Below are 15418 nucleotides of genomic sequence, written 5' to 3' on the forward strand. Positions count from 1 at the left end.
GCTATAAATATTTTTTACGTTTCAGGTATTCCACCCATAAAATATAGGCCTGTGGCTGGAGATGCAGACCATCTGTTGTCAGCTCCCGTTTCAGTTGTCCATCTTCACCTGCAAAAACATCGTTATGAAGGTCAATATAAGTACAGTGGTATTTAGCGGCGATCTGTTGTAACCCTTCGTTCAGCAATTTTATTTTCTCGTTGCGGATCTTCACGTAAATATCCGCCAACACCGGTTCCGTTACCGGCAATACGCTTTGCAGGTACAAGGTAGTATGCGGCGCCATGGCCTTTACCTTAGCTGCTATCCGCTCATAATTGGCCACTATATAATTCAGCGGTGTTCCTCTTTTTATATCATTAACGCCTATGAGCAGGAATATTTTTCGCGGATGCAAAGCCAGCACCTGATCCAGACGGGCATATACCCCAAAGGAATTATCGCCGCTGATACCGCGGTTACTGACGGTCATACCCGGCAGCACTTCGCTCCAGGGACCCACTTCCGTTATACTGTTGCCCAGGAACACCACGCCCCTGGCGGGTACAGGCAGCTGATTAAAAAATTTTACACGTTCTTTGTAATAGTTGTTGGCATAGCTGCTATCCAGCGACTCCTGGGCCATTGCCACACTCGCGGATGTTAACAGGCACATTAAAAAATACATCATCTTTTTCATGCGGCAGTAATTTTAAGACGGTCGTACCAGGTGAATTTTAAAACAATCATGCAAAGTATCCATACAGTTGCAGCCAGGAAGCCATTTCTGAAATAGCCGAATACAAAAAATACCGGCATAATCACCATACTCATCTGCCAGCAGATGCCTACCAGCACATTCAGCATATCCCATTTAAACTGGCGGTTAGGCTCAAACGCAGGATCATCCTGCTTTACCCATTGCAATACAGTGTTCCAGTATCCCCACGGACGGGTGTTGGCGTAAAATATTTTCAGAACGTTCTTTTCCGTTGGCGGCGTAAGCAGGCATCCGATCACGCTGGCCGACATCGACAACACCAGGATGATAAAGAAAGAGATCAGTGTACCGATGCCACTACCAAACACTTCATTGTAGCCGCTGAAATAATGATTGCTCAGCCACTCCATCAGTTTAGGTACAAATGTGGCCGATAACAGTCCGGCCAGCATACCGGCAAAATAACCGTAACCATTGAAGCGCCACCAGATCCATTTTAATACGTTGGCAGCAGCATACCCGCCGTATAAAGCAGAGGAAAGCCAGATGGTAAGGGAACTAAGGGAATCTGCAAAGAGGCCGAAAAAACAACCCGTAGCAATAATGCCGATAGAAACGAGATAACTACATTTAACGTAATGCCTGGGCGGCGCGTCGGGTCTGAAATATTTTTTATAGAAATCGTTCACCAGGTAGGCAGGCGCCGCGTTCACAAAAGCGGAGAATGCGCTCATAAACGAGGCCAGCAAACCGGCCAGCACAACGCCCCGGATGCCCGCGGGCAGGTAATTGCTTACCACCTGGCTCAGGATCGTTTCAAAATCAGGCTTCGCCTGCGATTGTAAAGAAGGCATAAATACGTTGAAGGCAATCAGCGTTAAAGCGCTCACCATCATAAACAGCGGGATATATAATACCAGGTTAGTGAACCCCGACAGCTTCGCCGCTTCCCAGGGCCGGCGGGCGCTGAGGATACGCTGCATATCAAAGCCCGGTACCGGTCCGGCCAGGCTGGCAAAAATACCTTTACCGATCATCATCAGCATCAATGCGCCAAACCAGGTAAAACCATCCTCGGCTATTTTACGGTTGGCCTGCGGAAAGGTGTGATCCCAGCTGAGGTTCAGTTTCCATTCCGGCCAGAAAGAGGCCCAGCCCTGCGGCAGTTGCTGATGCAGCTGATCATAGTTCACACCTTTCACGGCAAATATTACCACCAGTATACAACTCACCACCAGGATGCCATATTGCAATACTTCAGTAGCCACCACGCTGTACATACCGCCTTTCACGGTGTAGAGGGTAGTCAGCGCCACAATGATCAGCGCATAGGTTTGCTGATTGGTAAACATCCCATTGGAAAGATCCCAGGGCAGCATGTTGGCAGCAAATTTCCCGATGCCCACAAATACATACCCGATAAAACCGATCACACTTACCACTGCAAATATCACTACGATCATATGCGCCAACCGTCCTCCCCTGTCATCGCCAAATCGTTTGATGATCCAGTCGGCCCCGGTCATGGCATTACTCCGCCTGATCCAGATAGCGAGGAATACCATCACAAATATCTGGTTCCAGATGGGCCACAGCCACGGCAGCCAGGCAGCCTTAAACCCGTAGATAAATAACAGCGCTACATAAAAAGCGGTACCGCTTACATCAAACATACCACTGCTGTTGCTGAAGCCCAGCCAGTACCATTTGATATTGTTATTCCCCAGGAAATAGGACTGTATGTTACCGGAGGCTTTTTTGGAGATCCAGAACCCCAGGCCGATGATAATGACCAGGTATAATAAGATAATTAAAATGTCGATGGTCGCAAGATTCATAATATTGTGATGTCGGTATGATTGATAAAATAGTTTACATGTTAACAGCAGTTATGACTATGTTTTCCACAGCCATCCGCGTTTTGTAAAAAACACGGTAATCAGGGACACTATTCCCGTAAACAATACGCCGCTAAAAAAACCGCCTGCTATATTTTGCTGCATAGCGGTATAGAGGCTCATCCCCCCGCTTAACCGCAACAACGGCAGCAGCAACAGGTTGCCCGCTACATAAGCCACCATAGGGTTCCGGCCGTTCATGCTTAAATAACGCAAGATACCGGCGCCGGCGCCGCTCAACTGCCAGTAATAAAAAGTCATTAACATAAAAAAGGCAAGTCCCCCGGTTACAAGATAATAACTGAAAGTGGAAGGATCTTTTTTTATACCGCCTTCATACGCCTCAAAAAAGAGACCCAGTAGCAAAAGATATACGCCCGCCTTGAAGAACCTTAGCAGCAGCGGCTTTGCAGCATGTAAAAATCTCCCGGAAAAATAATATAACAGCAAACAGAGTATGGTAGTAATAACAAGATTAACCAGCAGATGCCGGCCAAACAAACATACCACGTTGGTAACAATCACCGCAAACGATAAAACAGCCAACATACCTGTACGGGAAGCCGCCGCATTCTCCGCAGGCGGGCGGACAGCATTGTCCTGCAATAACCACTCGCCCGCCAATGTACCGGGAATAATGATGAACAGGTATTTTAAATAATAGAATTTATACATCCAGGGGAAAGGCGACCATTGAAAAACAGCTTCATTAATAGAACCCGGTACACCCGCGCCCAGCAGCACCGCCATCACAAAAGGGAGTAGCCCTATCCGCAGCCAGGGATTATTCCTGGTGCACCACCAGGCCAGCGTACCCGCAAAAGCCATATTAGCCAGCACCATCATGATAATATCGAAGCGGTATAAAGAAAAACCTTTGCCATCTTTAAAAGGCAGCAGGTACAACAGAACACCTGCCAGCGCAAACGACAACAGCTTTACGGCGGTCCATAATTTCGTTTGCCGGGCCGGTTTATACAATTGAAAACACAACAGGATAAACGCAGCCGGTTGTAACAGGTACATAAAAGGCGAAGGATTACCGGCCGGCACAATGCTCCGGGCATGCATGGTAAACAGTGCAAAGAAAACCAGTAAGAGATATCTCCGGCAGGCAACGGACAACACGTCACCGAAGTTCGCGCCTTCTTTTACCTTCCGGCTCAAAGCCAGTGGTATAGCGGCTCCCATCGTGAACAGAAAAAATGGAAATACCAGGTCCACCCAGGTAATACCCGGCAAGTCCGGCATAAAAATATGTGCAGGCGGCGGCTCCTGGGCATGGTACATCCACGCCGGCAGTATGCCAAAAGCAATACTGCTGCTGAGTACCATAGCCAGTATGGCCAGCCCTCTCAATGCGTCGAGGCTATTATCACGATGCTGCATGTGTTTCCGTTGTTTAATACTTTTATTTTTGCAGGCCCGCTTTCACGGCGTCCCACAAAGGCTGTTTCAGGCGGTTGTATTGCGGTGCATAAATATGTACCAGGTCAAACAACATGATGCCGCCGGTAGTATTGGCTGTGATGTATTTAATACTCCTGGTGATCTCTGCTTTGCTGGCCCAGTCTACATTCCCCATATCAATACCACCGTATAAAGGCACCTTGTTTTTAGTAACGTAGCGGGTACCACGGATAGAGCCTTCCACGCTCCACCAGTGATAAGTAAGATTGGCGGTAGCAGCGTTTTCAGATAACAGGATCTGTGTAAAATAATTTCCCGTCATCATGATATCCAGCTGCTCTGCGTATCCCGTTTTATAGTATTCCGGGTAGGCCCAGTCGAACCGGATGGCCTGATCGTTGAAAGGATCATACTCTTCGCTGGCCCAGTTCACGCCCACCTGGTAATAGGTAACATACCACGCGCCTACATACACGCCGAAATTCACGGACGATTTTACGCTCTTCACTGCTGCCCTGGCCTGTTTAAAAAAATCGTGGATCACGGTGGCCCGGTACAGCAGCCATTTCTTGTAGTATTTACCGGTGGTAGCAGGCAACACCTGGCCACTTGTGTTTTTCCATGAAGTAACAATATCGCCGGGAAAGTTCATCTTCGCGGCATCGTTATCGTTGTATTTCTCTTTCAGGAAAGCAATAAACTGTTCTTTGCTGAAGTCGGAGAAATCAGCGTCAATATCTGTATAACGGGCATAATCGAGAATCAGCCCATCGATATCATATTTCTGCACAATCTCTTTGATGATATTCAAGGCCCTGGTCTGCACCTCCGGCCGGGCCGGGTTTACAAAGGCATTGCGACCGGTAGATGTAACCGGCACGCGGTTGCCGTTCACATCGCATACAATGGATTCGTTCCGGCTTTTAAACGCAGGATCATCGAACACAGTGCCAATGCTTCTGCCCCCATCTCCTTCTACAAAAGTGATGATGGAAGCATATACCTTGAATGATCTTTTCCTCGCTTCGCTGATCATGAATCCTACATAGTCCACATTGGCCGGCAGTGATTTACCATCCATCGATGTTACCTGTTTGGCGTATGCGCTGGGATACATGGTGTAGCCGGTGCTTCCTTTTACATCAATCACCAGACCGGTGACGCCTGTTTGTTTCAGTGTGTCCAGCACTGTTTTTATCTGCGCGGTATCGTTTAATCTTCCGTAGGTTCCGAAAACGTTGGAACGCGCATCTACCCACACAATCACATTCCTGCCGGGCACAAATGTTCCGCTGGTGTCCACCGGCAAAACCGGCGTTGGATCAGCTTTACCCGACTTCTTACATGCCGCTGCCAGCAGGAGGCAAACGGATAACCCGATAAAATATACGCGGTGCTTCATGGTAAATTGATTAATGGTTACAGGTATTCAGCAGGCATACTGCCGGTGTTGCAACCGGCAGTATGCTGTGTTTCTTAAGGTGCATAAGTAGTGAATTCGTGCGCCATGATACCGCCGTTGGTCAGCATCATATATACCTGCATCCGCTGTTTGTGATCGCTGTAACCGATACAGATATCAGCGGTACCGTTGCCATTGGCAGTACCGGTAAACAGGTCTGAGTTAAATATGTTGAACTGCGGGTAAGCAGCATCCGTAGGCGGCAGGCTTATTTTCGAAGGACTGGTAACATCATAAAGCGACATCTGTACCTGGTTCAGATCATAAGAATTCAGGTACTTCACAATGGCCAGGTAATTGGCATTGTTAAATGTGCCGTAAGCGGTAGGCATCGTAAACACCACCGGATCACCCAGGGTAAGCGCTGCGGATCTCTCATTGGTAGCGCCGTTTACCAGTGCCACTTCAAATTGGTAGTTCAGGAAATAATCGCTGTTGGCCGCTGCAGAAACAGGTTGCGCTTCGGCGTAATATCCCCATAAGCTGGAGGCGCCGCCGGCGATGGATTTATAATTGATGATTTCAGGATCATTGCTCTGCAAAACGCCACCCGCAATACGCCATTTGTAGATGATGGTAGATTGCCCACCGGTAGCCATGATCACTGCATCTTTGTTGAGATCGCCGAAAACATTCACCCTCCTGCCTACGCCACCGTCGCCGGTGATGCCGGTAGGATTGCTGTTGGTCCAGTCTACCAGTTTTACAGGAGCGGCATCCGCTACGCTGCTGTATTTGTACAATATGAATTTGCTGTTTTTCGGTGCCCAGGAAGCAGCGAGCAAATTACCCGTGGTATCACTGGCGATCTGGAACGACAGCCCCGTAAAAGGATAATACATCTCTTTTACATAAGCGCCCGTAAACCGGTTGTACACACTGTATTTGGAAGGATTGGTTCTGCGTACCACTACGAGGTAATCGCCGCTCACGGTAATAGAAGTTTCCATATTGGCCGTGAAAGATAATTCCGCGCCGGTTTTTATCCACAGCTTCCGGTTGATCCCTGCGCCGTAAGCCAGTTTCTGCGGCTCGCGGGCGCGCAGCGTATAGGTTTTGGATACACCGTCAACACCGGTTACCGTAAAAGGCTGTTCCTGCGCAAGGCTGATAGTGGCGCCTTCTGCCACCGATGCCGTAGAATGTTTGTTGATCTCATAATTGAAAACTGCTCCGGATATATCCACACCAGGCAGCACATAAAAGATCACTTCTTTCTCCTGTATCACTCCTTCAATCTCCTGCGCCGCACCTTCTGCTGTAACGCTGATTTTTGCGCTGGTGATAGAATAATCCCCTACTTTTTTTGCTACTATTACATAGGAAGATTTAGCGCCATTACCGGCTGTTACTGTGATGTTTAAGGGTTTGCTCAGGTCCGTTACAGCCCCTATCGCCGGCGTTACTGTAGCATCCGTAGGAATGGTAGCCCGCACAATCAGCTTTTTAAGGTCCACCTCATTATCGGATGTTGCCGGGTAATACCAGGGAACATCAAAATAAATGGTGTCATTATTGGCGCTGTAACGCGCGTCAAATAAGCGCTCGCTTCCCTTTCCATCTGTAGTGAGATAAATATCGCTCAATGCACTCTGTTGCTTGCGGACTACCGCATCGGGCTTGCGACAGGAAAACAGGGCGGCGGCAGCTGCGATGACAATAAAAAATATGTTTGGTTTCATGTGATTCATTTTGGTTGTTGTCAGGGAATCTTGATCTACCATCCTTTTATCTGGGTAAGCGCTGCATTGTTCTGCAGTTCCGACACCGGGATAGGGATATAATACAAGGCCGGCGTGAACTGCCTGTTCATGTTATCACAGTTCACCACTTCATATTTGAAGCCGTCGTCGGTAGGCGTTATCCGGTGACCGGTAAAGCGTACATTGTTCAGCACAATATGCGCTTTACGCCAGCGGCGGAGGTCCCAGTAACGGTGTCCTTCAAAAGACAGTTCTACCTTGCGTTCGTGTTCTATGGCTGTCATCAGCGCAGCAGCAGTAGAAGCGGGCGTATTGGGCAGTCCGCGTTTGTTCCGCAGCGTATTCAGCGCCAGCTGCGCGCCTGCAATATCATTTAGTTTAGCCCTGGCTTCCGCAGCAATGAGCAGTATTTCTGCATAGCGCATTTCTATCCAGCTCTGTGTGCTTTTGTTCGCCACAAAATCGTTCACAGCGGGATTCAGCATTTTACGGATATAATAGCCCGTTACCGTTTTGCGGGGCTCGCCGGTTACTGCATATTCTGCAAAGCCTTCGGTAACATTGCCAGGCGTGGTGTTAAGCGTACGCCCTTTCCAGGAAGCGCCGTTATAAAGTATGGACGCATAAAACCTGGACTCCCTGTTGCTGTAAGGATTAGCAGCCATAGCAGCATTGCTCCAGGAAAATTTTGTGCCGTCGTTCATTTCATATTCATTCACCAGTTCAGCGGTGGGCACACCGTACACCAGGCACTGACCGGGCGCATCACCGGGAGGCGCAAATCCCAGATCCAAACTGTGGGTTACCTGTGGCGATACATAGTCCAGTTTGAAGATGGCTTCCTTTGTATTTTTATTGGTAAAGATGGAAGCATAATCAGACTCCAGGTCGTAGTACCCTTTTGCCGCGAGATCTATCACCGCTTTGGCGGCATCTGCAGCATTCCTGTAATACGCGGGTGCATTGGCGGCATTCACGCCGGTGAGTGCATCCTGGTTAAATTGTTTCTTATCATATTCCGCAATGGAAGCGGCATATAACCAGGTGCGCGCCAGCATGCCATAGGCCGCGCCTTTGGTGGCCCTGCCGGTGCGATTGGCATCTTGTTGCTCTGGGAGATTTTCAGCGGCATATGCAAAATCTGCTGCAATAAATTTCCAGCAGTCTTCTTCCGAAGCACGCTGATGTTCTTTGGTCAGATACTGCCCGATGTTGTCCATCAGGATCACGCTGCCATGCAGTTTTACCAGCCAGAAATATACATAGCCCCTGATAAAACGCGCTTCTGCTTCATACTGTTTTTTGGTAGCCTCATCTACTTTGGCATATTTCGCAAGACCGTCCAGGAACTCGTTCAGGCGGCGGATACGCGAGTAACCCGTTTGCCAGTAGTTCAGTTGCGGGCCTGCCGAATTTACCCTGGACGCATCAGTTGCCAATATGTTCACTGTTCCATTACCGGCAACGGTAGAAGTATATTTTTCTATATCGCTTAACGCATCGGTAGCGTTATCATAACCAATAGGGAAAACACCGAACTGGAATGTTTTAAACTCGCTGTACATGCCGTTGATATAAAGCTCCATGTTAGCGGAATTGCTCCATATCGCTGTTTCCGTGTAGCGGTCCGTCGGGTCTATATCCACTTTACAGCCATGCGCAGCTATGATGATACCCATTGCCAGTAAAGCCTGTTGTATGGTGGTAGTTACCTTGTTCATAATGATCTGTGTTGTGGTTTAGAAAGTAATAGATGCACCGCCTGAATACATGCGCTGTTGCGGATAAAAACCATTGTTCACGTTTGGCATCTCAGGATCCAGGTATTTCAGTTTATCCCAGGTGATCAGGTTAAAGCCGGAGATATACAACCGTACCTGCTGCACTTTAGCCCTGTTCAGCCATCTCTTTGGAAGATTATATCCCAGCTGTGCGGATTTCAAACGCAGGTAAGATGCATCCCTTACCCAACCGGAATTGGCATGGGCGTTATGCGATGATAAAGAAGCTTTGTAAGCGCTTAAACGGGGATACTTTGCATCCGGGTTGTCCGGTGTCCATGAATCTTCTACCAGGTAATAAGGCGCGTTACCGTAGTTGTAAAAAGTTTTGGTAAAGGGTGTGTTATCATCTACGCCACTGGTTCCGCTGGAACCTTCATAAGTACCGGCCAGGCTGATGCTGGTCAGTGCAGCGCCCTGGAATAGCGCAGAGAAATCGAAGGCGCCGTATTTCAGATCTATGTTCAAACCATAGGTTAGCTGCGGCATATTGCTGCGTCCTACAAAAGTCATATCGTCGGCGCGGGTAATACGGCCATCGCCGTTCAGATCACGATATTTGAAAAAGCCCGGTACAATAACGCCGCCGCTTGGTGAAGATCCATTCGCTGCTTCTTCCCAGGTTTGGTACATACCATCCACCACAAAACCCATTTTATCACCGATGCTGCGGCCCACGCGGCTTTGCCATGCAGGCAAACCGGTGCTTTCATTCAAACGCAGGATCCTGTTTTTAGCCCAGTTCATATTACCGGTAACACCGTACTGCAATTTACCGATGGTGTTGCGGTGTCTTATCTGCAAATCAAAACCCTTGTTATCCACAATACCATAGTTCAGCACAGCAGGCGCGTAACCGCCCAGAGATAAAGGATACAGGCTGCCAGGACTATCGAGGATATCGTTGGTGATTTTATAGAACCATTCAAAATCAAAGCCCAGCAAGCCATTCAGGAAAACGGACTCAAACCCTATGTTGGTTTGTGTGGAGGTTTCCCAGCGGAGGTTCACATTAGGCGGTGCGCTGGTATATAAGGCAGCCGTAGGTTTGCCGCCAATCACCACCACCGGGTTTGTGGTCAGCGCGAATGTTTGCAGGTACGCAAACCGCTGCGCCACATCATTACCCACGCGGCCTACAGATCCTTTCAGTTTCAGGTAGCTGATCGTTTTGCTCAGGTTATCAAAGAAAGATTCCTTGCTGATCACCCAACCTGCGCCCACAGCAGGAAATATTTCCCAGCGGTTGTTGCGCATAAAATTCACGGAAGCATCGTAACGACTGGCCAATTCCAGCAGGTATTTGTCTTTGTAGCTGTAATTGATACGCGCTACGGCGCCTGCCCTGGAATCGTCGATATCACTGGAGCCTGTGGGAGAAATAAAATCTTCGGTAGCCTTGCTGCCATAATCGATCTCCTTCAGGTCACTTAACGCAAAATTGCTGGCTCCTGTGGAAAACAGGCTGGACTTTTGCTGCGACCATTCGTACAACAATAATGCGCTGATGGCATGATCGCCAAACTGGTTGGTATAAGAGGCGCTTGGCTGGAATGTTTTACGGTTATATTGGGTGTATGACTGTCGTAACGATGTTTTGGTGATGCCCGGCAAAGAACTGATGGTCGTGTAATCACCGCTCACCTGATCGCGATAGCGGCCCATCACGGTATACGGCGTTAACCATCCTTTATTTTCCGTGCTGCTTTTATCATAGGCTGTCAGCAATTTCAGCTCCAGTCCTTTTACGCCCGGCACTTTCACCTTAAAGGTCAGGTTGCCCTGGAACACATTGGTTTGCCCGTTCTGGTAACCGGAGTTCTGCACGGCAGCTAAGGGATTTACCCAGCCGGCGCCGCTGTTGTAAGCAGTAGGCAACCCGTTGGGTGCATACATAGGCAGGTTAGGCAACATGCGCACCGCCTGGTAAAACGGGTTCATGTAAGCCTCGTTATCCGGCGAAATACCAGGTGTGGCAGTGAGTTGCTGCCGCATGCCCAGGTCCACGCCTACGGATATATAATCGTTCAATGCTGCATCCAGGTTGGAACGCACGTTATAGCGTTTGAAATTGGTATTCTCTACAATACCTTCCTGGTCGAGCATCCCACCGGATACAAAATATTTTATCTTTTCAGTACCACCGCGCACGCTGATGTTGTGGTGCTGCGACATACTCGTTTTTCCCATCAGTTCACCCATCCAGTCGGTATTACCAAACAGCGGGTTGGTGTTGGTGCCGTTCTTCAGCGCCTCAATCTGTTCCTTCGTATATACGTAAGGCACAGGATCGCCGCCGGTATGCGCGAGGTAGTCGTTGTCCATATCGGTTCCTTTATTATACCACGACATATAATCCGGGCCATTCAGGAATTTTGGAACGCGGGTATTGGAGTTGAAGGTAACGGAGCCATCATAGGTAACGGTTGGCTTCTGGTTTTTACCATGCTTGGTAGTAATGAGGATGATACCGTTGGCCGCCTGTAAACCATATACGGCAGTGGAAACGGCATCTTTCAATACGGTGATGCTTTCAATTTCATCCGGGTCGAGGTTGGAGAACGAAGGACGCTGTACGTTATCAATAATGATCAGCGGTCCCTGGTTGGCGCCATAGGTGCTTACGCCGCGGATACGCAGCGCAGCGTCATCTGCTCCGGGGCGGCCCGATTGCTGCAGCGCTGAAATGCCCGGCAGCCGGCCTGCCAGCATATTAGTGATGTTCATGGCGGGCGCTTTCTTCAGTTCTTCACCGCTGATCTGCGCTACCGAACCAATCACGCTTCCTTTTTTCTGCGTGCCATAGGCCACTACCATTACTTCATCAAGATCTTTTAAACTCCGCTCCAGCGTTGCCTTTACCTGGTCGCCCGGCTTTACGCTGAGCGTAAGCGGCGTGTATCCCATCATGGAAATTACCAGTGTGGCCTTGTCTGATGTAAGCGGCAGCGTAAACTTTCCATCCGTATCAGTAGAAGCGCCCTGGCTGGTTCCTTTAACAAGAACCGTGGCTCCCGGTACAGGAAGCCCGTCGGCAGAAGTGATGATCCCCGAAACCGTTCTGGTTTGGCCAAACGACGACAGCTGGCACGCGAGGAAGCATAGGAGCAGCCATACATAACGGCTGGATAATAAATAATGCCTGAATTGTTTCATAAACAATTACTTTGGTTAATAAAATGTGGTTACTGATACGAACTACAGGCTATTCCAGGTTTCCTGAAATAGTGACAGGCTTTTCAAAAGGATGAAGGTATTTGTCCAGCAAGACAGCTGCCGCCAACCTGCTGAGGTGTAGAGGCTCGCTGCCGGAAAGCCTGATGCTGGCGCTTTCCAGATCATTCTTTACTTGTGGTATAGTTACAGGTGTTCCTGTTGCTGCAATAATCTTTACGAAATCTGCTATCGTTAGCATATCACCCGAAGCAGCCCAATAGGTGTTCAGTACAGGATAATAAGCGCGTAAGCCCTGCACCAGTTCATAACCGCTAACAGGTTGCTGCGGGTAAAACCAGGTTTGGTTGGCCCACATATAAGGCACACCGGTTCCTTTAAGAATGCCGGTGGCGCCTATTTTCTGGACGGCGACAAAATTAGGGTCAGCAGGCGTTATATCAATAAATGGCATCAGGTAGCCGTTGGCATTCAGCAATGCCTGTTGCACCTGACGTACGGAAAGCGCCGCGGGTTGCAGATGCAGTTGTATGCACAGCGCGGCTATCACGCCGGCGGCCTGCCCCAGCTGCAACACTACCGGTTGCAGGCGTGTAGCGCCATTCATAATATTACTTACACTGATGCTTTTTTCGGCCACTATCAAACCCTCTACTCCCTGCGGAATCAGGCTGCCCATAGGCACATTATAAGAAGGCACTTTTATCTTGACGAAATCTATCGCCGGCGCAGCCGGATTTTTCAGATGATGATGATCGATGGTATAGTCTCCTACGGCAACGCCTGTACGAAATAATGGTTGCGTGCTTTCATAGGGATGCGCTACTTCATTAACCGTTAAGGTCACCAGCCCTTTCACTCTTCTCGATTCCCGGTGATAAGGTATCATGGGCAGTTTATCAGCAGTCGGAAATTCATCATCTGCCAGTCCCAGGTTTTTATATCCTAATGCTGTTTGCAGATAGTAAACAAAACGAAGCGTATGCAGCTTCGCTTGTTTCCACGCAGCTTCCCTTTCTGCACGGGTACTTTCAATCGCGTTGAGGTATATGTCGTTACCACATTTGGGCCAGTTGATCATGTATTTATTATGTGGCAATCGTCCGTATTGCATCATGCGGTAGCAGTTGTTCTGCGGGCTGTCGGATGTAGCCGGATCGCTTACATCGCAGCTGCATTGGAACACAGAGGCATCGTAGCCTTCCGGCCGGGGAATTATTTTGTTACCGTTTTTGCCATAATCTTTCAGTACTGCAACATAGGTCAGATCCTGTATGATGTTGTTGGCCTTTACAGGTGCCTGCTCTTCACGCGTATCCAGGCGGCTGTCCATCCCGATGCGGTAATGTGCGCCGGCGGCAGCCATCACATCTCCCAATTCGGTGGCATCGATGAGGATGGTGGCAGTGAGTACCCGCAGGTGCTTCCCTTGTGTTACGGTAATCGTCCATTTACCGTTTTCTCTTTTTACAGATTGCCAGCGGGTGTTATACCATACCTGCAATTTTTTTTCTGCAGATGCCAGCTGCTGCAATACCTGGTTGCCAACATGCGGCTCAAATAAAGTATTGCTTACCCAGCCGGTGGCAACGGAATCCGGGCCACCATAATATTTGTATAACTGTTGCCTGAACTCGCCCCACAATCCGGCGGGCAAACGGTGATTGCCATCAATAGCCGACACGCCAGCTGCAGTAAGCATCCCGCCCAGCCAGGTAGTTTCTTCTATAATAATCACTTCCGCTCCCATTCGTGCCGCCTGGATACCGGCGGTTGCGCCACTGGCGCCACCGCCGATAATCAGCACATCCGTATTGGCAGATTGCGCCCGGAGCTGCATACAGCCCGTCAACAATAAAACGAATATTATATACCTGATACTGGTGGTCATCTGGTTGATATTTTATAGTATTAAGACTGGATACGTTCCCATGTTTTCCATACCTGGTACAGCGCACGTGGTACATGAAAGCATCCCTTCCATTTACCTCCTTTCAGCGTTAGCAAAGGCGTGCCCTGTCTGTTCAGGTAGCCGTACCATTCGCCGAATGCTTCGTCTCTGAAATGCTCCCACACATAGGCGTGTACTTTTTCAAACCATAGCAAACAGCGCTCATCACCCGTTAATTCATACCCTTTGGACAAGGCCACCAGCGCTTCCGCATGTACCCACCATAATTTCTGATCCCACTCCAGTTGCTGCGGCGGATTGCCGAGGATATCCATAAAATAAAAAATACCACCAAACTCCTGGTCCCACCCGTATTCCAGGGTACGCAGCATAATGTCGCACGCTTTGCGTATCAATGCAGTATCGTTTAGCCGCACACCCAGGTCCATGATAAACCACATGGCTTCAATAGCATGACCGGGATTTACAAGACGCCCTTCAAAGCTGTCGGAGAAACGGCCATCGGCATATACATTTTCCAGGATCAGCCCACGGGCAGGTTGGTAAAACACATTCATCACTTCATGGATCACCGGCGGGATCAGCTCATTCACCTGTTGCGCACCCAGCAAGTGCTCCAGTTCGAGCGACAGGTTGCACAAAATCATAGGCAAACTAAACCCTTTCAGCGCACGGGTACCCGGATATGCTTTATTGTATTGGCCTTTCCAGTTATCTTTTCTTTGCAGGATGTTTTTAAAAGTGGATATGGCTATTTCCTTGTAGCGGTCGTTCGGCACTGCTTTATCCAATGATGCAAACGCCATGGCAGCAAAACAATCACTGAAAATATTGTACGGTTGCGTTAATGGTTTTCCATCGGCTGTCAGGGAAAAAAACCAGTTGCCGGAAGCGTCCCGTCCATATTTTTCCATAAAGCCGGCGCCATGCAATGCCATCTGCAGCCATTCTTCTTTTGGCGACACGTGATTATACATGTAACTGAAACACCACACTTCCCGGCCTTGCAGCCACATAAATTTATCGGTATCGAATACGCGGCCATCCCTTTGCAAACAGGTAAAGTAGCCACCGTTCTTTTCATCTTTGCTATGCTTCATCCAGAAAGGCAGCACATTGTCCAGCAGTTCCTGGCGGTATTGCCCTGCATAAGAGCTATGCAGGGATGCCGCCGCTAATATTTCCGGTGCCTGGCTTTTATTCTGTAGATCACTCCTCATAAATAACGCTATCTTTGTAATTTATTTTACTTTCGTTCGTAAATTTATAAATTAAATTATTAATTAAGCAAAACTTTGTAAAAATATTTTTTTAAAACAAAATAACACGGTTACTTTTCACTAAAATCAATTCATTTATCTTAGAACAATGAAAAAAA

General features: G+C 48.6%; 9 protein-coding genes. All 9 read right to left on the reverse strand.

Going from position 1 to position 15418, the window contains the following annotated elements; translation table 11 throughout:
• Position 1: 1 nt before the first annotated feature.
• The 9 genes from B5Z18_RS08170 to B5Z18_RS08210 all read right to left on the reverse strand — a co-directional run bounded on the left by B5Z18_RS08170 (position 2) and on the right by B5Z18_RS08210 (position 15260).
• Positions 2-679 carry a GDSL-type esterase/lipase family protein gene (locus B5Z18_RS08170; RefSeq protein ID WP_079468880.1) on the reverse strand — a complete coding sequence of 226 codons (678 nt, stop codon included), beginning with the start codon at positions 677-679 and terminating at the stop codon, positions 2-4.
• A complete protein-coding gene (locus B5Z18_RS08175; protein ID WP_079468881.1) occupies positions 676-2538 on the reverse strand; it encodes a sodium:solute symporter family protein in 1863 nt (620 codons plus the stop codon). The genes B5Z18_RS08170 and B5Z18_RS08175 overlap by 4 nt, the downstream gene beginning before the upstream one ends.
• A gap of 57 nt (positions 2539-2595) precedes the next feature.
• Positions 2596-3987 carry a DUF5009 domain-containing protein gene (locus tag B5Z18_RS08180; RefSeq protein ID WP_079468882.1) on the reverse strand — a complete coding sequence of 464 codons (1392 nt, stop codon included), beginning with the start codon at positions 3985-3987 and terminating at the stop codon, positions 2596-2598.
• A 22-nt stretch (positions 3988-4009) separates the two neighbouring features.
• A complete protein-coding gene (locus B5Z18_RS08185) occupies positions 4010-5410 on the reverse strand; it encodes an alpha amylase family protein (protein WP_079468883.1) in 1401 nt (466 codons plus the stop codon).
• Between the two features lie 74 nt (positions 5411-5484).
• Positions 5485-7152: a DUF5018 domain-containing protein gene (locus tag B5Z18_RS08190; protein ID WP_159454234.1), complete on the reverse strand. Its 1668-nt coding sequence runs from the start codon at positions 7150-7152 to the stop codon at positions 5485-5487.
• Between the two features lie 35 nt (positions 7153-7187).
• Positions 7188-8894, reverse strand: coding sequence for a RagB/SusD family nutrient uptake outer membrane protein (locus tag B5Z18_RS08195; protein ID WP_079468885.1), 1707 nt, complete (start codon positions 8892-8894; stop codon positions 7188-7190).
• 18 nt (positions 8895-8912) lie between these two features.
• Positions 8913-12110: a SusC/RagA family TonB-linked outer membrane protein gene (locus B5Z18_RS08200; protein WP_079468886.1), complete on the reverse strand. Its 3198-nt coding sequence runs from the start codon at positions 12108-12110 to the stop codon at positions 8913-8915.
• Positions 12111-12159: 49 nt separating this feature from the next.
• Positions 12160-14019: an FAD-dependent oxidoreductase gene (locus B5Z18_RS08205; RefSeq protein WP_079468887.1), complete on the reverse strand. Its 1860-nt coding sequence runs from the start codon at positions 14017-14019 to the stop codon at positions 12160-12162.
• Positions 14020-14039: 20 nt separating this feature from the next.
• Positions 14040-15260 carry a n-acyl-d-glucosamine 2-epimerase gene (locus tag B5Z18_RS08210; protein ID WP_079468888.1) on the reverse strand — a complete coding sequence of 407 codons (1221 nt, stop codon included), beginning with the start codon at positions 15258-15260 and terminating at the stop codon, positions 14040-14042.
• Positions 15261-15418: the final 158 nt, after the last annotated feature.

The organism is Chitinophaga ginsengisegetis, assembly GCF_900168065.1.
In the GTDB taxonomy this organism is placed as follows: domain Bacteria; phylum Bacteroidota; class Bacteroidia; order Chitinophagales; family Chitinophagaceae; genus Chitinophaga; species Chitinophaga ginsengisegetis.